The 20,134-nt window shown below is 40.8% G+C and carries 19 protein-coding genes; 8 read left to right on the top strand and 11 right to left on the bottom strand.

What is annotated here, in order from left to right; translation table 11 throughout:
• Positions 1 to 1,239: GDSL-type esterase/lipase family protein (locus BLW60_RS05390; protein WP_242872834.1), on the top strand; the 1,239-nt coding region annotated here is incomplete at its 5' end.
• A 142-nt stretch (positions 1,240 to 1,381) separates the two neighbouring features.
• On the opposite strand, the gene BLW60_RS05385 is transcribed toward BLW60_RS05390, so the two are convergent.
• From BLW60_RS05385 to BLW60_RS05360, 6 genes are all read right to left on the bottom strand, one after another.
• Positions 1,382 to 1,672 (bottom strand): 23S rRNA methyltransferase, encoded by a 291-nt coding sequence (locus BLW60_RS05385; RefSeq protein WP_139283371.1) that lies wholly within the window; start codon positions 1,670 to 1,672, stop codon positions 1,382 to 1,384.
• Between the two features lie 250 nt (positions 1,673 to 1,922).
• A complete protein-coding gene (locus tag BLW60_RS05380; protein ID WP_074715024.1) occupies positions 1,923 to 2,495 on the bottom strand; it encodes a recombinase family protein in 573 nt (190 codons plus the stop codon).
• Positions 2,496 to 2,615: 120 nt separating this feature from the next.
• On the bottom strand, positions 2,616 to 3,605 hold the full coding sequence (locus BLW60_RS05375; protein WP_074715021.1) for a class II glutamine amidotransferase: 990 nt from the start codon (positions 3,603 to 3,605) through the stop codon (positions 2,616 to 2,618).
• A gap of 13 nt (positions 3,606 to 3,618) precedes the next feature.
• Positions 3,619 to 3,810, bottom strand: coding sequence for a hypothetical protein (locus tag BLW60_RS05370; protein WP_074715018.1), 192 nt, complete (start codon positions 3,808 to 3,810; stop codon positions 3,619 to 3,621).
• 2 nt (positions 3,811 to 3,812) lie between these two features.
• Positions 3,813 to 4,925: an amidoligase family protein gene (locus tag BLW60_RS05365; protein ID WP_074715016.1), complete on the bottom strand. Its 1,113-nt coding sequence runs from the start codon at positions 4,923 to 4,925 to the stop codon at positions 3,813 to 3,815.
• Between the two features lie 55 nt (positions 4,926 to 4,980).
• A complete protein-coding gene (locus tag BLW60_RS05360) occupies positions 4,981 to 5,265 on the bottom strand; it encodes a DUF960 domain-containing protein (RefSeq protein WP_074715013.1) in 285 nt (94 codons plus the stop codon).
• A 313-nt stretch (positions 5,266 to 5,578) separates the two neighbouring features.
• On the opposite strand from BLW60_RS05360, the gene BLW60_RS05355 reads away from it, so the two are divergent.
• Both BLW60_RS05355 and BLW60_RS05350 read left to right on the top strand, forming a co-directional pair.
• Positions 5,579 to 5,884: a plasmid mobilization protein gene (locus tag BLW60_RS05355; protein WP_074715010.1), complete on the top strand. Its 306-nt coding sequence runs from the start codon at positions 5,579 to 5,581 to the stop codon at positions 5,882 to 5,884.
• Positions 5,866 to 6,360 (top strand): relaxase/mobilization nuclease domain-containing protein, encoded by a 495-nt coding sequence (locus BLW60_RS05350; protein ID WP_074715008.1) that lies wholly within the window; start codon positions 5,866 to 5,868, stop codon positions 6,358 to 6,360. The genes BLW60_RS05355 and BLW60_RS05350 overlap by 19 nt, the downstream gene beginning before the upstream one ends.
• 291 nt (positions 6,361 to 6,651) lie before the next feature.
• On the opposite strand, the gene BLW60_RS05345 is transcribed toward BLW60_RS05350, so the two are convergent.
• The 5 genes from BLW60_RS05345 to yidD form a co-directional block, all read right to left on the bottom strand.
• Positions 6,652 to 8,022 carry an SPFH domain-containing protein gene (locus tag BLW60_RS05345; RefSeq protein ID WP_074715005.1) on the bottom strand — a complete coding sequence of 457 codons (1,371 nt, stop codon included), beginning with the start codon at positions 8,020 to 8,022 and terminating at the stop codon, positions 6,652 to 6,654.
• 32 nt (positions 8,023 to 8,054) lie between these two features.
• The gene (locus BLW60_RS05340) at positions 8,055 to 9,119 is read right to left on the bottom strand and encodes a zinc ribbon domain-containing protein (RefSeq protein ID WP_074715003.1); all 1,065 of its coding nucleotides are present in this window, start codon (positions 9,117 to 9,119) and stop codon (positions 8,055 to 8,057) included.
• 700 nt (positions 9,120 to 9,819) lie between these two features.
• Positions 9,820 to 11,535 carry an SH3 domain-containing protein gene (locus BLW60_RS05335; RefSeq protein WP_074715000.1) on the bottom strand — a complete coding sequence of 572 codons (1,716 nt, stop codon included), beginning with the start codon at positions 11,533 to 11,535 and terminating at the stop codon, positions 9,820 to 9,822.
• 33 nt (positions 11,536 to 11,568) lie between these two features.
• Positions 11,569 to 11,799, bottom strand: a complete 231-nt coding sequence (locus BLW60_RS05330) for a DUF4177 domain-containing protein (RefSeq protein ID WP_074714997.1) — start codon at positions 11,797 to 11,799, stop codon at positions 11,569 to 11,571.
• Positions 11,800 to 11,812: 13 nt separating this feature from the next.
• Complete coding sequence (gene yidD, locus BLW60_RS05325) at positions 11,813 to 12,262, bottom strand: membrane protein insertion efficiency factor YidD (RefSeq protein WP_242872833.1); 450 nt, start codon at positions 12,260 to 12,262, stop codon at positions 11,813 to 11,815.
• Between the two features lie 374 nt (positions 12,263 to 12,636).
• Between yidD and BLW60_RS05320 the strand changes: the two genes are divergently transcribed.
• From BLW60_RS05320 to BLW60_RS05300, 5 genes are all read left to right on the top strand, one after another.
• Complete coding sequence (locus BLW60_RS05320; protein ID WP_074714995.1) at positions 12,637 to 14,397, top strand: type I restriction-modification system subunit M; 1,761 nt, start codon at positions 12,637 to 12,639, stop codon at positions 14,395 to 14,397.
• Positions 14,398 to 14,399: 2 nt separating this feature from the next.
• Positions 14,400 to 14,846: a hypothetical protein gene (locus BLW60_RS05315; RefSeq protein WP_074714992.1), complete on the top strand. Its 447-nt coding sequence runs from the start codon at positions 14,400 to 14,402 to the stop codon at positions 14,844 to 14,846.
• A gap of 36 nt (positions 14,847 to 14,882) precedes the next feature.
• Complete coding sequence (locus BLW60_RS05310) at positions 14,883 to 16,193, top strand: restriction endonuclease subunit S (RefSeq protein ID WP_242872841.1); 1,311 nt, start codon at positions 14,883 to 14,885, stop codon at positions 16,191 to 16,193.
• On the top strand, positions 16,190 to 19,177 hold the full coding sequence (locus tag BLW60_RS05305) for a type I restriction endonuclease subunit R (RefSeq protein ID WP_074714987.1): 2,988 nt from the start codon (positions 16,190 to 16,192) through the stop codon (positions 19,175 to 19,177). The genes BLW60_RS05310 and BLW60_RS05305 overlap by 4 nt, the downstream gene beginning before the upstream one ends.
• A gap of 122 nt (positions 19,178 to 19,299) precedes the next feature.
• Positions 19,300 to 19,980, top strand: a complete 681-nt coding sequence (locus BLW60_RS05300) for an SOS response-associated peptidase (RefSeq protein WP_242872832.1) — start codon at positions 19,300 to 19,302, stop codon at positions 19,978 to 19,980.
• Positions 19,981 to 20,134 lie beyond the last annotated feature (154 nt).

Below are 20,134 nucleotides of genomic sequence, written 5' to 3'. Positions count from 1 at the left end.
CAAGGCGGCTTTGACATGAGCCAGTTCGGTGGCCAGGGCGGACAAGGCGGTTTTGACATGAGCCAGTTCGGTGGCCAGGGCGGACAAGGCGGCTTCGATATGAGCCAGTTTGGCGGTCAGGGCGGTATGAACTGGGGCAACTTCGGTGACATAGGCAATACCGACAGCGGTCAGCAGGTTCCCAACGACAATGACGGCAATAACTCTTCTCAGAATGAAAATATGATAAGGATCATGCCGGCAGGTGATTCCATAACCTTTGGTATGGGTGATACCGGCGGATACAGAAAGTACCTTGATTACTTCCTCAAGGAAAAAGGCTACAACAATATTGATTTTGTCGGCCCGGAGGGCAAAAACGCTGCAACCTTCAATTATAACGGCAAGAGTGTTACATATGATGACAATCACGCAGGCTACAGCGGATACACGATCAAGCAGAATTCAGGCTTCGGAAGCTTATACGATGTACTTAAGCAGAAAAATGCTATAAAGCAGGCCAATCCCGATATCGTTCTACTTATCATCGGTACAAATGATATGAACGGTAATCGTGCTACAAGTGCTTGTGAGCAGGATCTCCGCGACCTCATCGATTATTTCCTCGCAGAGATGCCTTCTGACGCTATGCTCTTTGTTTCAACTATCCCGGAACTCGGCGGCGGAATGTTCGGCGGTGGAGACAGATCCGCTCAGATCGCTGACTACAACGCTGCTGTTAAGAAGGTAGCAAACGAGTATAACAGCAATGGAAAGCGCGTAACATTTGCCGATATCCATAGTTGTCTCAATGGTACTGCCGACCTTGGCGATGGTGTTCACCCCAATGCTGCAGGTTATGAGAAAATGGGCAAATACTGGGCTGATGTTGTTGACGAGTATCTTAAGTCTTCAAAGCCTGCTGTAACAACAACAACAACTACTACAACGACCACAACAACTACTACAACGACCACAACTACTACCACATCTTCAAAACCAGCTGATACAACAACTACCACCGAGACTCCACAGCTCAAAGTCACTATGGCCGGTGATGTAAATTGTGACGGTCAGCTTGATATGGCAGATGCCGTACTTATCATGCAGGCTCTTGCAAATCCGAATAAATATGGCTTAGGTGGTACAGCCGATAGACATCTTACTGAACAGGGTAAACTCAACGGAGATATGGACGGCGACGGTTTGACTGTTGGAGATGCTCAGGCAATACAGAAAATCCTTCTTGGGCTAAAGTAAGCCAATAATAAAAGCTCCGCTTTATGCGGAGCTTTTAACTTAACGTATATTGAACTAATGGCATTTATTCTGTAAATGTGAAATAGTTAGCTTTATGAATGATTTATTATGTGACTTGGTTTGAAGTGTGAGATAATGAATGTTATATCATTTGGAAGTGCTTAAGAGTGGCCAAAATAGCTTCTTCTTTTTCTTTTGGACATTTGGGTTGACGAGGCTTTTCTTTTTTTGAGATATAATAGTTCTCACGTAGTTCAAACCCATATTTTTGCTTAACTTGGGCAATATTAAGTGAAGAAACTTTTAAACCTGAATTCTTATAAATATAAGCTTTAATTTCATCGTAGGTTGCTTTACTTTCAGCTGACGTAAGATCAAGTTCATCGGTTTTCAGTTCAACTTCAATATGTTGTTGACTTTGTAGTTTGGACAATAGTACAATGCACTCAACGTGCAGCGTATTTGGAAACATGTCTATATTATTATAATATCAGATGTCTAAACTCTTGTCAATAAAAAACGCCACCATACAAAGGCTCATTATAATATTTCAATAGCCCTTAGTCTATTGACATATCCGAAAACTGTGTCATATAGGTTGTTTTCAGGCTTTTGAAATATTGCTAATAAAAACAACACCCTAGTGAAATATGATTGGAGCCGGTTACCCGGCTCCGTCTCATTTATGTATACTTTCTTTCGTATTCTTTGAGCCTGCGGTAAAAAGTGTTGGCACGCAGTCCCATTTCTTTCTGAAACCATACAGCAGTAATAGTACCAGACTTCCACTGCTCGTACAGTTGACCGAACTTTTCCCAGTCGATAGGCAAAGGTTGTCTTCCTTTGTATTTCCCTTGAGACTTGGCTATGGCTATACCCTCACGCTGACGCTCTAAGGTCTGTTCACGTTCAAGCTCGGATAGTGCTGCGAATATCGACAAAACGAATCGTCCCTGCGGAGTGTTGGTATCGATGTTCTCCTTGCTGCTGACGAGTGTCACGCCTTTCTTCTGAAGCACGTCTATAATATTGAGCAGGTCTCTGGTTGATCTTCCAAGTCTGCTGATGCTCTCAATGTACAGGGTATCACCTTCACGAACATATTCAAGCATGGCTTTCAGCTCGGGACGGTCAGCGTTCCTGCCGGAAATTTTCTCAGCGAAGACACGCTCTACCTGATACTGCTCCATCAACGCTTCCTGTCTGGCAGTCTCTTGATGTTCCGTAGACACACGGATATATCCTATTCTGCCCATAGTTCATCTCCTTACTGTTCCCAAAGGTGGTGATGATATTCGGGATGTCTCAAAAGTCAGAATACCTCCTTTGGGAACTGATTTTCAGCTGGTTTTTGAGTGTATCAAAACCTATACGTTTTAGCACACGCCGCCATAACAATAACTGTCATATACTCCTTCGCCTTCAATAAGCTTTACCTCGCGAACGGTCTCCTGAAACAAGCCTGTGTCCATCATCAGCTCTGACACCTCGTCCGCACTGTAACCATAATCCAGCAGCATTATGACATCATTTTCATCAGCTCCGAAAAGGTGTGCCATCTCGATGAGAGTTTCCTCATAGGTGCTATAGTAATCCTCATAATCTCCGTACCACCACTTGCAACGCGAATAGTGGCTATAGCTCGGAGCAGGCTGAAACTGCGAACGAGTAATATCACCGTAACTGTCAATCATTAAGATATCTCCCTCGTTAACATCAATCTTTTCAGCAGCAAATTTGTTAAGACCGAGGCGGCGTAATGCCGCCTTCATTATTGATTCTGTACTGGCATACACATACAAGCCAAGAGATTTAAAATGCAGAAGGCATAAAGGATTGCTGCCCTTCACGAAATATAGGGAATTGTTCTCATCAAGTAAACTGAAAGCAAAGCTGCCGTGCACGGATTCCGCCATATATCGCAGAGAATCAAAGTCTAGTTTGTGTTGAGATTCTATGAGTTGAACGGCGATGTACGAATCAGTCTCGACTTCAGTTACAGGAAGCTGCTTCACCTTCCTAAGCTCTCTGTCATTATAAAGGATACCGTTGTGAGCTAAACTCCACGAAATATCGCCTGTTGCCCCGAGAAACGGGTGGTTATTTGCGTTATTTTTCTCGCTGCCCTGTGTAGTCATGCGAGTGTGTCCCATGACCGTTCTTGTGCCCTCGGGGAGACTAAGATGAAGCTTGTGTGCGGCTTTTGGACGTTTGAATATTACTATTTTCCCATCATTAACGTAGGATATTCCCGTGGCGTCAGTCCCACGCTCCTCCGCAGCTACAGCAAGAGATTGTGTAAGTTTGCGGAGAACTTTATGGGGAATAATGCCCTGATAATCAAGAAATCCGAATAGGCTACACATTTATTTTACCTCCTCACTTAAGAATGTTGATGAACTCTTCGGGATGTTCCATTTTCTGTATTCGTTTAAGAACACGGTTAATTTTTCCGCTCAGATGGCAGGCAGCAAGGATAGTAACAAGCCTTAGTATAACTTGGGCATCTGAATATTTGAAGTTTGATATAGGGAATTTCTGGATTTTTTCTAAAATTTCCTGTTTTTTCATTTTTACATTTCCTCCTCAGTATTTGTTTCATCATTTACATATAATCTACGTTCTTTGAGATATGTAATAAGCTCGGGAGCTTCTATAGAGCTGACAAACTCGCTCCAGCTCATATTGGATATTTCCTCCTCGCTGTAATTCATGGCAATGACGCAAATATAGTCAACGAGTTCAAGGGCAGCCATTAGGCTAGTATACTTGAGCGTCCCCCTAAATAGGCGAAATTCGATGGTTGCCCAGTTCATCAAGTTTAGCGCTGCATAGCGACCATTGCCGGCTTTCTTCGCTTTGTCCAATATTGCTTTTGCTGAATTCTCATATCCATATCTGCTTGCCCATCGTGCCATGCTATACTCACTGCGTCGTGAAAACTTGAGCAATTCAGGCCAGTGCTGTTCGATAAATAGCAATATATGTCCAATGACCAAGTCTTGTTCATCTTGGGTATCTCCTAGGCATGAACGGTTCACATGAACGTGAAGTCCGCACGTACTGGTTTGATGACTGCGGTAGCCCATGCTGATTGCCTTACTCATAATCTCCTGCCAGCAAAAGTCTTTATGGTAACTTAATGTCATCGGATGAGTGACTATCTCCAAGCCATCATCAAGTGAGCCGTCGCCCTTCACATAGATATGTTCGTGTTCTTTGTTTGCAATTGCCAACAGTTCATCAGCATTATCACAATCCTTGCCAGCTCCGTCAATTTCAAGCTCAACGCCGAAATATCGGGTTGAATCGCCTCCATAAAATATAGGCTCAGGTTTGTAGCTGTAGTCGTGGATAGAGCGTTTTTTGTCAACTTCATCGTGATAGCATTCTGAGCAGTAGTCGTATCCGTCGAGGTGATAGGCATCGTCTTCGTGTAATAGCACATCACAGCAGCTACAGCGAGTATAGTGATTGTGGTAACATGACGCACATAGATCTGTAAACCCATCGCCATACACGTCGTCTGTCCAGATTATAGTGCCACATCTGTCACAAGTGCTAGTATATCGCTCCACGCAGTCGCTGCAGATGACTTGACCGTTTATAGTCTCGAAATCTTCGTCTTCGCCAATAATAGCTCCACAGTGGGAACAATACAGCGCGTTATTCTTGTTTTCTTCCATTGTAAAAACCTCCGTAAAATAGAAGAACCAGCCCCCGAAGGGGCTGGCTTTAATATTAATATTCACTTGATAAGAGCATGGTGGAGTGGTCATCATCATCGATGACGTATATTTTTTGCGTGATAGGTTTATCCGACGGGAGCAGGTATACCTTGCAGTATTCTGGCTGTTCCGATCTGTGCGTGATAGACTGCATACATCCGACCTGTTCAAAATCGAAGATTTGCAGATAATCGCGTGGTTCTGGGAGTTGGTCAATACAAGCCCATAGGAATAGTTGCTGCTCGATAGGGATTGTATCGTTCACTCCTCGACTGAGATATCGTTTGTTGTTGAACATCGGTTGTTTCTCCTTTCAAAAATTTGTCACACATTTAATATGACCATGTTAATAATATATTTATGAAAATGGCTAAAAATAGGAGAAAAACTGTTTTTTGATACATATATTGTTACTTTGGAGGAGAAAAAAGTAATAAAAACATGATTTTATGTACTACATTATAATGAGAGCGTGAGCGGCTTGCTAATTTATGGAAATAACCATTTTTATCTATAGACTAATATTAAAAATCTAATTAGATAAATACAGCAATCCATAGAAAACAAGCAGTTCATACTCTCATAATCTATATTTAAGGAAGGTACTTATTATGTACAACTATCAACCAAAGAAACCAACAAAGACCGAGAATGAGCGTAAAGATAAGGTTAAATCAGTACGCATGTCAAAGGATGAGGAAAAGAAGATCAATGACAATGCAAATAAAGCCGGCATGTCTTTTGGTAGTTATATGGTTAATGTAGCTGCTAATGGTGGCAACAAGTTCACACCTGCAGATCTTGTTGAATTTCAGAATACAGTTAATGATATATGTAATATCGTAAAAGAGAATGCACCAGATAAGGTTCAAAATATGCAGGAAGGAGCGTTTAAGCTGTGGCGAAAATTGATATAATTCGTAATACATACGGTGGACTTGAATACCTACACAATGCTCTTGAATATGTAACAGATTACAGAGCGTTATACAACGTCGGATACGGAGTTAACCCTTATGATACAGAAATGGCTTATAACCAGATGCTTTATACAAGGCAATATTTTGGGAAGGTCAGCGGTAACCCTCTTGTTCATATAGTTGTCGCATACAACAATCAAGTGAAAGATATTGAAACAGCAGCATATTACGGACAGCAGTGTGCGCAATACTTTGCTCCTCGTTTTCAAGTTCTGTCCTGTAATCATAAGAAAGATGAACACTGCTGTCAGTTCCATACACATCTAATCATCAATTCTGTCAGCTATATAAATGGTCAGATGATAAAGACAGGATATGATGATATGTATGCTTACTGCAAATACGTTGAGCAGGTAACCGGACAAAGATGTTGGTTCTACTTTGAAAACAAGGCCGTATATAACGGCGTATAATAACACAATCATATGAACAACTAATCAAGGCATTTAATAGAAAAACTAACAGCTGAGATCCTTATATGATCGTTCCTCACCTTGACTGGGAGGAACGCTGATGTTAGTGTTTGTGCGTACTGAGATTACAAGTATCAGAAGAGAGATTGCTTCTATGACCAATTGTTCACTGATATTATCATAAAAGGCTCGCTATTTTGCGAGCCTTTTAACTATTCAATTATGATTATCTGATGTTTTGTGATATTAAACCATTTTAGCATAATATGTTCATAGGTAAGTAATTAAGTATTACTTAGGTATTGAAGGAGGAGTTTGTGAAAATATATGTTTTAATTCTTCAACGCCACCTGCTTCAGCCCATTCAGCCATACCGTTCTTCCAAACTAGACTTTTCTGAGCGAGTTGCCCTGAGCTTGCCATTTGTGTTAAAGTCTGAATATCAAATGGTCCTGTAGATTGTCCATTTATCACAATATAATATGATGAAATTGGGACGGGTGGCGGGGCTATTCCTAAACTATTATGTTGATTACTGCCTGAAAGTATATTATTCATTGTACCAGCAATATTCTGACCAACAGCACCTCCTAAAGCCATTCCAGCCATCATTGCAGCAGGATTGAAACCTGCAGCTCCGCCATTGCCGATATTTAGATTTCCAGCACCACTTTCGCCCATTTTTCCAAGAGCTTGAGCTCCTGCAATACCAACATCAGCCTGTGTTTCGGTTTGAAATGCAGCAAAGTTTGACATTTGTGTTTGCTTATGTTGAGCATATTGAGCCTCTTCACGTTGTATACGTAATACTTCAGCATAGTTTTCGGCTTTAATTCTTTGCATATCATGAATATTTTTGATATTAGCAGCAGTCTGTGCTTGGACAGTCATGTAAGTTACATCACGAGTTACAGCCATTAAATTTGTATATCCATCGCTTGTCTTATCAATTTCTATAGCTCCTATGTCAATGCTTGATATTGTCACACCAAACGTCTCATTTATGTGATTTATGATTTTACTTTCTATAATATCATTTATTTGAGCTGTCTTACTTTCAAGCTGGACTACAGGAATGTTATTTGTAGCTGGAGCATTGGTAACAGCATCCTTAACATGACGTGAAACAGCGTCACGAATTTGCTTTTGAAAATCATCTAAACTAAACGAATTGAGCTTGTGAAGTTTAATAAATTCTCTGTAATCAGTAATCTTAAAACTTATGGTTCCACGAACAGCAACTGGGATTCCAAAGTCTGAAAAACGAGGATCATATACATCAAAGAATGGTATAGCAAATCTAACCTGGATTATTCGTGCTAGATTTATAAAGTAAACTTCAGCCTGAAAAGGAGTTCCTCCTTCATATGCAATTCCAATTATACTTGCAATCACAGGAAGGTTTTTTGTTTGTATTGTTTGATCAAACGGTCCTTCAATAAAATCTTGAATTATTCCGTTTCTTTGTGTGTAAACAAAAACAGCGACTTCGCCATCTTTCACACGTAATGAAGATCCCCACCTAATAGAGTTCTCACGGTTACTTTCACCTAATTTTACACCAGACGGATGCCATTTCCATATTAGATATGATGGTTCGTCACAGCGTATTTCGTCCATAAAACCACCTTTGCGGGCGTTATTTTTTCTAAGTATGCTCATATTGCACCTCCGCCAAGTTATTTAAATTTTCATTATTTTTTCTTGCTGTAATAAATTAATGCTGGTATTCCTAAAGTATATATATTTAATATAATCCAAATCAACTTTAAACCAGCACTCCAGGAAGAAAAACCTTTTCTTTTACTTTCATAACGAATAATGGAGTTCTGTTTTTGTCTATTGGAATAGATTAATGCTGGTATCCCTAAAGTGTATATATTTAATATAATCCACATAACTTGTGCACCAGCACTCCAAGAGGCAAACCCCGTCTTTTCACTATAACAATTCAGCGAATCTAGTTTTTCTTGCTTTTGTTTATTGGAATATACAATTGCAGGGATGCCCAATGAAAATATGTTCAAGATTATCCATCCAACCTTTTTCTCTTGATTCCACGAAGAATACCCTTTTAACTTAGGATCAATAGTTTGATTTGAGCTACCTTTCATTGTAAAAAGCATAATTATACCTGCTCCAAACAATATTACACCTATATTTATATCAGATATAATCAAAATCAAGCCAAAAATTATTAATACATAAGGTATGAATGAAAAAGCACTATTTTTCGCTTTTTGCTGATTTATAGCTCCTTTAATGGACAAATAATCACTTTTGATATCACGTAAATCTGAAGTTCCACGAAGAGTATATTTTGCCTGTTGATAACATCTTTCTATAATTGCAAGCCATGCATCAGATATATCTTCAACATCTAAATGTGAAGCATAGTATTCTGTGTCAAAATTAGATTTTGCATAATTCATGAATGAAAGGATATCTTCCTTGTTATTTGGAATCGGAAAAGATTTAATAAAATCAATCTTTTCTTTTTCAGTTTCTAGGCTTTGAAGCTGACTGGAAAATGAATCCAAAGCTGAAGAAACACGAGTATCACGGAATTCATACCCACATAATGAACAGTTAACTTCAAAAGAACTAACAACCTCTCCACAGTTTGGACATTTATGTACGACACCTTCAAAAATCTGGATTCTTGGTTGTTGATTTACACTACCAAATCTTGTCCCACACTCAAAACAGAATTTCGCTCCATCTGGTAATTTTTTTCCACAGTTCATGCAAAACGGCATTTTTCTCCCCCCTTTGTAATAAATTATTCTAATCTGACAGTATTTCACATTTCATTGATTTTACAGTAAAACATTCTTCAAATATAGTAGATGAAATAAATCTCTTGCTAAATGGGGGATTATTATGAATACCGGCAGCACAATGTTAATTGTTTTGCAAAAGATATAGTTTTTAATATATCTTATAATATAATTATAACATTTCAATTCGGCAAAATAAAGAATAATGTATTAATATTGCACTAATTGCGTTTTTTTGTAGTATTACACAATCAGACAATGCTGCAGTTGTACATTATGACATGAATAAAAGGCTATAAATCATCAATTTTCAAACTTTATATACTTATCGGACAACCTATATCTAGAAACTAAAAACCGACAAATAAACATATTAAAAATCCGGGGAATTTTCCCCGGAAAGATACATTTCTTATGCCACAAACACCCCTATACCAAAATATCCTATTGGTACTTCAGAAATTATTTTGACCGAAGTACTAGTATTGTATATGAATATGGATACGGTCAGAATCAGTAACAGAATTGTCACCGTATGCGTAATATCATAAAGCTATAGCAATGGAATAATTGATTTTGTAAGCTTTCAAACGACGATAAGTCGGATCATCAGATAATTTCGTTATGGAATAATCCAAAAAAAGACCGCTCTTTATCGAGCGGTCTTTAATACTTATCTTCAATTAATATCGAGGAACTCTTTGCTTACATATCCATAATCTGTATGATTAAATCGTCCCGTACCTGATGAAAAACCAACATAACACCAGGCAGAAGTACTTCCATAGACATAAACCATTTCACCTTTAGGGATTTCAAGAATAATATCATAAGTAGTTCCAGGACCTTTGCGAAGATTTAAACCAGATGTTTCCGTATTTATAGTACCATGCGGAATAGCATTGATATCTGAAGGATCAACGAAAGTCATATCTGCCGGAGCATTTTCAATATTGGCATAATTAGAGTACAGACTTAAAGCATTTGAGTTTTTCTCGCTTTCTACGATATATCCAGAATCAGACACATTTGATGTATCAGAAGAAATGCTGATCCAATTCATATCATTATAGTAATTAATTGCAGCATAATACTCCGATGTATCAATTCGTTGCCCATTTCTAAAATAACCAGTACCACCTTGTTCAGGAAACGTGCTTATCTCATCGATTTTGTTGAATTTATAATCATTTGATAATTCATAGTAATAAGATCCTTGTCCGCCCCCATAATGCTTCTCGCATATAAGATGCCTTTCTTCAGAAATATCGAGTCCGCCCCAGCAATCCTTAAGTTTAACAAACATAGAGCTATCATAATAAAAAATATGATATTGCGTATCACCTGATATTCCCATATAAGATACTATCAATTCTGGGATATCATCATCGTTTATATCATAATCAGTTGTGACGTTAAGTTGAGGAATATTCATAAAATTATTACTATAAACATCTGATAAATCATTCTTTAAATCACTAACTGCTTTATCTTTAGCAGTTTCGATTTCTTCTTTAGAAATTTTTACAGATGCTTTTGTAGTAGTATTTTGATTTGTAGTTAAGATTTCAGAAGTTGTTTCCTGAGCCGAAGCAGTAGTTGCTTGCGAGGCTATCTCCTCTGTAGTAGTTGTTATAACTTCATTATTGCTTGATTTATCAGAGTTTTTATTATCCTTATTCTTAGTAAGCAGCATACCGCCAAGAATACCCATTCCAACAAGCAAAACAGCTATCACACCGACAAGGACAATTATAGCAGGAGATTTCTTCTCCTCTTCATAGCTGAATAATGTTGGAGAAGGCTGCGGAGCAGTTGGCGTAGAAGGAGCTGTGTTTACAGAAGGAGCGGCAGCAGGCGTTTCAGCTTCATAGCCAGTCTCTTCATCATAAACTTCTTCATTGGCAGCCGCATTCATCGCCTTTTCATAAAGCGTATCAAAGCTTGCAGATTCAGCTGCTTCTTCGACATTATTGTCAGCTTCTGTTTCAAAATAAGCTTCCTCCATGACGTTATTTTCGTCCTCAATAACATCATCCACGGAAGTGTCGCTATTGTCATCGTCTTTATGTTCAACAGTAAATCCGGTAACTTTTCTCTTCAGACCAGCGAAGGCTGCTCCTGCTTTTTCCTTTGCTAATGTAGCTTTTTCAGCGGCGTCATCGGATTTGGCATAGTCAACAGCTTTTTTCGACAGCTTTGATACTGCTCCGCCTGCGAACTTTGCAGCAGCAATGTGTGCTCCTACTACGGCTTTTGCAGCCTTGACAGCCGTCTCAGCTCCCTTGCCTTTTTCCTTTGTCGGTGTCGGCTGATCTTTGTGTACCGGTGAGGAGCTATTGCTCGATGTTACTTTGTATTCTCCGTATATCAGCTCATAATTAGTCATAAACATATCGTCGTCACCTCCGATACAAAATACTCATATTCAATCCTTGAAGAAGATGAGTACATCCATATTGAAGTGTTCAAAAAAAACACCCATACACATTTTACCACAGCCAGCTCTTCGTGTTATAGGCAATGAATGTATACCGAGAAGTTTCCATCCTTCAGCAGCCTCTTTGTTGATTATTTCCTCATACTTTTGTCCGATAACAAGTGAATCTTTTTTTCTTTGTCCCTGAAAATGTTCAACTTGAACTGTTTTGTACTGCATAAATTCTACCTCCTTATGGTTCGTCAATGCCTCCGTTAGGATAACGGCAGCGTAATATGCGTTTTATCCCTCTTATAAAGCCTTTTAAGGCTCCATACTTCATGACGGATAATTTCATATATTCAGAGCAGCATGGCTCGAATAAACATGATGAACGTACTATTTCGGGTGCATATTTCTGATAAAGAGTAATAATAGTCAACAATAGTTTCTTACCCAATATGGCAAAGAATAAAATTACTGCCAATAACAAAATTAAAGCAAATATCCAATCGGAAATATCAGTTAAATAATGTATAGCAATCATAGCCATTGAAACTATTAAAATTATACTTAACAGCAATAATGCATCTTTCCAGACTTTGATTTTAGGACGAATAACTATCTTCTTTGACTCTTCTAAAGATTGTTTTACCTGAGCAAGTATTATTTGCTCGTCTAACTGAGTATTATGTTCTGGCATTTCGCCGGAATTGTTTTCGTAGATTTTATAATTACACTTCATAATTCTAAAAATATACCTATAGATATTGGGAAATTGTTGTATCTTATATAGTAATAATATCATTATATTTGAATAAAATCAAATATATTTTGTTAACAATATACACATTTGTGCTTTTCGTATGTTTATACAATTTAGAGATGTAGCAATTGTATAATGTGACAAGAGAAAAAGGCTATAAATCGTCATATTTCAATTATAATATACCAAATGGATAAACAAAAATCGGGGCATCCGCCCCGACATCTTTTCACTCTTTTTCTTGAAAATTTAACAATTATGTGGTATAATTAACCTAAATATTGTTTATTCTGGTACAAGGGGTATAGAACATGGCAAACGAAAGATTTACAGTAGTCGGTACAAATATCGCTGAAAAGGCGTCTATGATATGGAACGTGGCAGATATGCTGCGCGGACCGTTCAAGCCGCATGAGTACGGACTTGTTATACTTCCTATGACGGTAGTGAAGCGTTTTCACGACTGTCTGCTGCCTACGCATGATAAGGTATTAGCCGAGTATGAAAGCAAGAAGGGCTTCGCAGTTATTGAAGGCTTCCTCACAAAGGCTTCCGGCTATCAATTTTATAATACAAGCAAATACACATTTGATCTGCTCTGCGCCGATCCTGACAACATCGAGGCTAACTTCCGCGACTATCTCGCAGGATTTTCTGCCAATGTACAGGACGTGCTTGCAAAGTTCGATTTTGATGCTATAATCCGCCGTATGGTGGAAAGCAATACCCTTTATCTCGTTATAAAAGAATTCAACTCCCAGAAGGGCTATCTCGGCCCTGACAAGATAAGTGCAGTTGACTGCGGCTATATGTTCGAGGACCTTGTTAAGCGTTTCTCGGAGTCCTTCGGCGAGGAGGCAGGAGCTCACTTCACCAGCCGTGACGTTATCTACCTCATGACAGACCTGCTCCTTTCGGACGCTGACCTGTCTCAGGGCGGTACTGTCACCGTATACGATATGGCTATGGGTACAAGCCAGATGCTCAGCTGTATGGAAGAGCGTATCCACGACCTCAACTCCGATATTGACGTTACCTGCTTCGGTCAGGAGTTCAATCCGTCCACATTCGCTATCGCAAAGGCTGATATGATGATAAGAGGCGGCGATCCTAACAATATGCGCTACGGCGACACTCTGTCCGAGGACCAGTTCAGCGGCTATCAGTTCCAGTACATCATATCGAATCCGCCTTTCGGTATCGACTGGAAGCGTGAGCAGAAGGCAGTTGAAGCGGAAGCCAAGCAGGGCGAGCTGGGACGTTTCGCTCCGGGACTTCCGAAAATATCCGACGGTCAGCAACTTTTCGTGCTGAACGGTCTTTCAAAGCTTGCACAGAACGGCAGAATGGCTATCGTACAAAACGGCTCTCCACTGTTCTCAGGAGACGCAGGCAGCGGACCTTCCGAAATTCGCCGTTACATACTTGAAAATGACTGGCTGGACGCTATAATCCAGCTCTCGACGGATATGTTCATGAATACGGGTATCAGTACATATATCTGGGTGCTGAACAAGAATAAGCCTGCCTACCGTGCAGGAAAGGTTCAACTCATCGACGCTTCGCACTGCGGAGAGCAGCGCAGGAAGTCTATCGGCTTCAAGCGCTATGACGTTACCGACCTCTGCCGTGATCTTATCGTGAAGGCTTACGGCGAGTTCAGACAGGACGAGATATACGGCGACAAGAACGGCGTTTACTGCCACAGCAGGATATTCGACAACGAGGAATTCGGCTATAACAAGATAGTTGTGGAGCGTCCCACGCTTGATGAGAACGGACAGCCTGTGCTGAAAAAAGGAAAGCCTGTTGCAGATGCTTCCAAGCGTGACACGGAAAATGTTCCGCTGAGGGAGGATATCGACGAGTATTTCGCCCGTGAGGTACTGCCTTACGCTCCCGATGCGTGGATAGACAAAAAGAAGACCAAGGTTGGCTATGAGATACCCATGACACGCTATTTCTATGAGTATCAGGCACCTGAAAAGGTGGAGGATATAATGGCAAGGCTGAGCGGTATTGAGGCTGATATACAGTCGAGCCTTTCCGCGCTGTTTGATAAGGGGAACTGAATATGGCAAAGAATTACGATAAACAAAAGTCACTGCGCAATACAGGCATTTTTCTTGTAGTGATCGCAGTATTCGTTCTGCTTGCCCTCATCTGGGCTGTCATCCGGAACGCAGTATACGCAAAAAAGTATACCGTCGCCGTGAACGGAACAGTCATCAGCAGTTATGTTTATTACGAGTATGATCACGATCATAAAGAACCACACAGCAATGTTACCATACAATATGAAGGGCTGAACGGCAGCCTGCATACGATCAAACACAACCATCTCTACGGCGAATACAAGGAAGGGGAAACCGTATCGCTGAGATGTAATGAGGAACGGGATGAAGCCGTACTGAAACAGGACACAGAGCAGAATCCGATTTTCATCGGCTGTCTTTCTGCGATCTCTTTGTTTTTTGGCACAGTCGGTATACTGCTGATCAAAGGGAAAGCTAATGGCTGATGCTGGCACTGAAATGAGGTGAAAAAATTGAGACAGATGAAAGACAGCGGTATTGAATGGATTGGGGAGATTCCTGAGAGTTGGGATGTTAGGAAAATTAATTCAGTTGTCCCTATAATTACAGACTTTGTCGCAAGTGGAAGTTTTGCTGATTTAAGAGAAAATGTACAATACCTTGATGAACCTGATTATGCTATGCTTGTAAGAACCGCAGATTTGTCTGGAACACGAGATAATACTGTTTACATTTCAAAGGAATCATATGAATTTCTTTCAAATTCCAATCTTTTCGGCGGTGAAGTAATATTATCCAATATTGGTTCAGTCGGTAATGTTTTCTATTATGAGCCATTATATGAAAGGAGTTCTTTGGCTCCAAATGCAATTATGCTAAATGGTACACCATGCAACAAATTCCTATATTATTGGTTTTTGTGTCCAATAGTAAATGAAGAACTAAAAAGAATTGGTAGCCATGCTGTACAGCTTAAATTCAATAAAACACAACTAAGACAAATGCCAATGCTTTGTCCTCCTGTTGAAACACAACAGAGCATAGCTTCTTACCTCGACCGCCAATGCGCCCATATCGACAACATCATCGAGAAAACAAAAGCCTCTATCGAGGAATACAAAAAGCTCCGTCAGGCTGTAATAACGCAGGCTGTTACCAAGGGCGTAAGGGGCGACAGAGCTATGAAGGACAGCGGTATTGAGTGGATTGGGGAGATTCCCGAGGAGTGGGAAATTGTTAAACTTAAACGTATTTCGATTAGAATAGGTGACGGTCTGCATTCAACACCAGAATATGATGAAAATGGTGAATATTATTTCCTGAATGGAAATAATATTGGAAGTGATACGCTTATCTTCAAAGAAAATACCGATAGATTAAATGAGGAAGAATATTTGAAATATAAGCCGAGTGTTTTAACTGATAATACTGTATTGATTACTTTAAATGGTGCTACATTTGGAAAAACATCATTTTATAATAACGAAAAAGTATTGTTAGGCAAAAGTGCGGGCTATATAACATTAAAAAAAGAACACTCAAGAAAATTCATAAGGTATTATTTGGCAAGTATTCCCGCAAAAATAATAATGGATTTAAGTCTTAATGGTACTACTATAGCAAATCTTTCATTAACTACTCTCAATAATTTTTCAACCCCTCTCCCATGTATTGAGGAACAAATAGAAATCGCTGCCTACCTCGACAAAAAATGCGCCGAGATAGACAGGCTTATATCGAAAAAAGAACAGTTCCTCACCGAGCTGGAATCCTATAAAAAATCCATGATATACGAATATGTCACTGGCAAAAAGGAGGTGCCCACAGCATGAGCGTAGACGAGACCAACGAAAAACGCTTTGAATCCGATATACACGCCGCTATGCTCGCAGGCGGATATACCACGAATACCGACACATACGACGCAGAAAACGCCCTCTACCTCGATACGCTGATACGCTTTGTCAGGGCTACTCAGCCTAAGTCATGGCAGCGCTTTGAGCTCCAGAGCGGCACTCCCGAAAAGTTCGCAAAGGCTTTTCAGTCGGCAGTCGATATGGACGGACTGCTCGCCGTTCTGCGTAACGGCTTCAAACACAAGGGCATTCCGTTCCGTGTGTGCTACTTCAAGCCCGAATCCACGCTGAATCAGACCGCCGTGAAGCAGTATGCCGCCAACGAGATAACCATAAACCGCCAGTGGTATTTCTCCGCCGAGAATAAAAAGTCGGTGGATATGGTCATCGCCGTGAACGGTATACCTGTTTTCGCCTTCGAACTGAAGAACCAGTACACAGGTCAGGACATCGAGAACGCAAAGCGGCAGTGGATGTTCGACCGTGACCCGAGGGAGCTGTGTTTCCAGTTCAATAAGCGTATCCTTGCGTACTTCTGCGTAGACCAGCTCGAAGCCTGCATGACTACTAAGCTGGCAGGCAAGAACACGTTTTTCCTGCCTTTTAATCAGGGCAGCAACGGAGCAGGCAATGACGGCGGCAAGGGCAATCCGCCCAATCCGAACGGCTACCCGACCGCATACCTGTGGCAGAATGTCTTCCAGAAAGACAGCATGATGGATATATTGCAGAAGTTCATGAGCTACCGCAAGGATAAGAAAATGCTGCTGTTCCCACGTTATCATCAGCTTGACGTTGTTCGCAGCCTTATCGGGCATGTGCGGCAGTTCGGAGCAGGTCATAATTACCTGATACAGCACAGCGCAGGTTCGGGCAAATCCAACTCTATCGCATGGACGGCGTACAGACTTGCAGCTCTCTTCAATGACGAGGACAAGCCTGTTTTCTCCAGTGTTATCATAGTTACCGACAGACGAGTACTCGACGCACAGTTGCAGGAGACTATCTCAGGCTTCGACCATAAGCTGGGAGCAATTGAGACTATCGACGAGAAGAAGAATTCAAGAGACCTCCGCGACGCTATCAACGATGGCGTGCGTATCATCGTCACTACATTGCAGAAGTTCCCTGTGATATATCAGGAAGTGGACAGCGTTGCAGGCAGGAACTTTGCTGTTATCGTTGATGAGGCACACTCCTCACAGACAGGCAGTTCCGCACTCAAACTGAAAAGCGCTCTCGCTGATACAGAGGAAGCTCTCCGTGAGTATGCAGAGATAGAGGGCAAAGCCGAGGACGAGATCGACCGCACCGATAAGATAGTGGAGCAGATGATCTCTCACGGCAAGCACAAGAACCTGTCCTTCTTTGCATTTACCGCAACTCCGAAGGCTCAGACACTGGAAATGTTCGGTGAGCCGTATCCCGACGGCTCCTTCCATCCGTTCCATATATATAGTATGCGTCAGGCTATTGAAGAAGGCTTCATACTGGACGTTCTAAGCAACTACATGACTTACAGTACCTGCTTCAAGATTGCCAAGAACACAACTGAGAATCCTGAGCTCCCCGAGAGCCGTGCAAAGAAGCTCATCAAGAAGTATCAGACGCTGCACCCGTATAACATCAGCCAGAAATCAGCTATCATCGTTGAAACTTTCCATGAGACCACACGATATAAGATAGGCGGCAAGGGAAAGATGATGGTAGTTACCGATTCGAGACTTGCAGCTGTACGCTATTTCCACGAGATAAAGCGTTACATAGCTGAGCATGGCTATGATGATATGGACGTGCTCACAGCGTTCTCAGGATCTGTCAAGGATGGCGATAATGAGTATACTGAAAGCTCACTCAACGTCCGCAAAGACGGCAGCCATATCTCCGAAACACAGACAAAGGCAGAGTTCCACGATAACTTCAACGTGCTTATAGTTGCAGAGAAGTATCAGACAGGCTTCGATGAACCTCTGCTGCATACAATGATAGTAGATAAGAAGCTGAAAGGTGTAAAGGCAGTACAGACGCTCTCACGTCTTAACCGTACCTGCACAGGCAAGATTGATACGTTCATACTTGACTTTGCCAATAAGAAAGAGGATATCCTCGACGCATTCCAGCCATTCTATCAGGAGACATTCCTTGAACAGGAAGTAAACGTTGACCTAATCTACCAGACAGAGCGTGAACTGCTGAATTACGCTATCTATACCAATATAGACATAGAAGCGTTCATCGAGGTTTGGAATAAATCCGGCGGTCAGGAGTCAACATCAATGGGAAAGATGACAAGCGTACTGAAGCCTGTTGCGGATAGATATAACCTCAAGAACTCTGAGGAGAGGTATCAGTTCAGACGCCTTGTTCGTAACTTCATAAAGTGGTATGGTTATATAACGCAGGTAGTCAGGATGTTCGATAAAGATATGCATAAGGAATATCTCTTCCTGAGATATCTGCTGCATCTGCTTCCGGCAGAACCTGCTGATCCTTGTGACCTTGAAGGAAAGCTGAAGCTTGAATACTACAAGCTACAAAAGACTTTTGAGGGCAATATACATCTCGAAAACCTTGATGGAGAGTATATTCCTGCCAAGCAGAAAGCCGTAGGAGGTAAACAAAAGAAAACACCTCTTGACGAGATACTCGAACAGATAAATGAGAAGTACAAGGGACAGTTCACTGATGCAGATAAGGTCATTATCGATGCACTGCATCAGAAGCTCAAAAAGAATGCGAAGCTCCTCAGCTCTGCCAAGACTACAGATCCTGTTATTTTCACAGAAAGCATCTTCCCTCAGATCTTCAGTGCAACCGCTATGGAGAACTATACTGAATCTCAGGAAAGCTATGAATCCTTGTTCAAGGATAAAAACAAGTATAATGCTATCATGAGTGCTCTTGCAGGTGTTATTTATCGTGAGATGCGTACACAAAATACAGATAACCATAATCAATGATATATTAATGAGGACCGCCTACTGGCGGTCCTTCTTTTATCTTGACAAATGTATCTTCATATGGTATAATAAAAATAGAACATATATTCTATCTGCTGTGCTGGGAGGTGTTCTTCATGTGTATGTCCTTACGAATTGAGCCAAAGGAAATGGCTGAAGTACTCGTAAAGGTAAGAAAAATGGCTTTAGCCCATGATATGTCCATTAAGCTCGGTAAGAGCCTTATCATGTCAGGAGACTTATTCCCAGAAGATATTGCACCTGTTCTCGCGCCTAATAAGTATGGGAATGTGGCTATATTTCCTATGGCATGGGGATTTACACATAAATCTACGCCTAAGCCTCTTGTCAACTGCCGCGTAGAAACTGCTGACAGCAAGCCTTTGTGGAGAGACTCCTGGTACAGAAGAAGGTGTGTTATCCCTGCATCATGGTATTATGAATGGGGCTATCCTATATTTGATAACGATAGCCGCAGCATGATAGAGCATCGCAATACTAAGAAGATTAAGTTTGCCATACAGACGGAAGGTTCAGATATCACTTATATTGCAGGGCTTTACCGTTATGAGGAACATTGTGGTATGCAGGTTCCGATGTTTTCAATACTTACGCGAGAAGCAGCAGGCACTGTAAGAGATATCCACGACCGTATGCCCCTTATACTGGATAAGGATAATGTTCTGGACTGGATACGACCTAACGGAAATCCTAGTGCTATAGTCGAGAAAGCACTAACTAATATGGCCTTTGAGCAGGCTGTGGAGTATCCTCGGTTTCCGCCTGAGACCATCACAGCATAGAATAAATAGATATCCATATAATATTCAAGTATTATAATTTATGCAATATAAATACTTGACCATATATTTTCCCTATGATATAATATGCAATGGGTTATACGACGCAAGTAATAGTATAACTTCTTTTCTTCGTATATTCAGTATAATTCCGCCT

The organism is Ruminococcus flavefaciens (assembly GCF_900108555.1).
GTDB classification, from domain to species: domain Bacteria; phylum Bacillota; class Clostridia; order Oscillospirales; family Ruminococcaceae; genus Ruminococcus; species Ruminococcus flavefaciens_P.
Note: the sequence above shows the minus strand (reverse complement) of the source record. Positions and strands in the feature narration are given on the sequence as shown.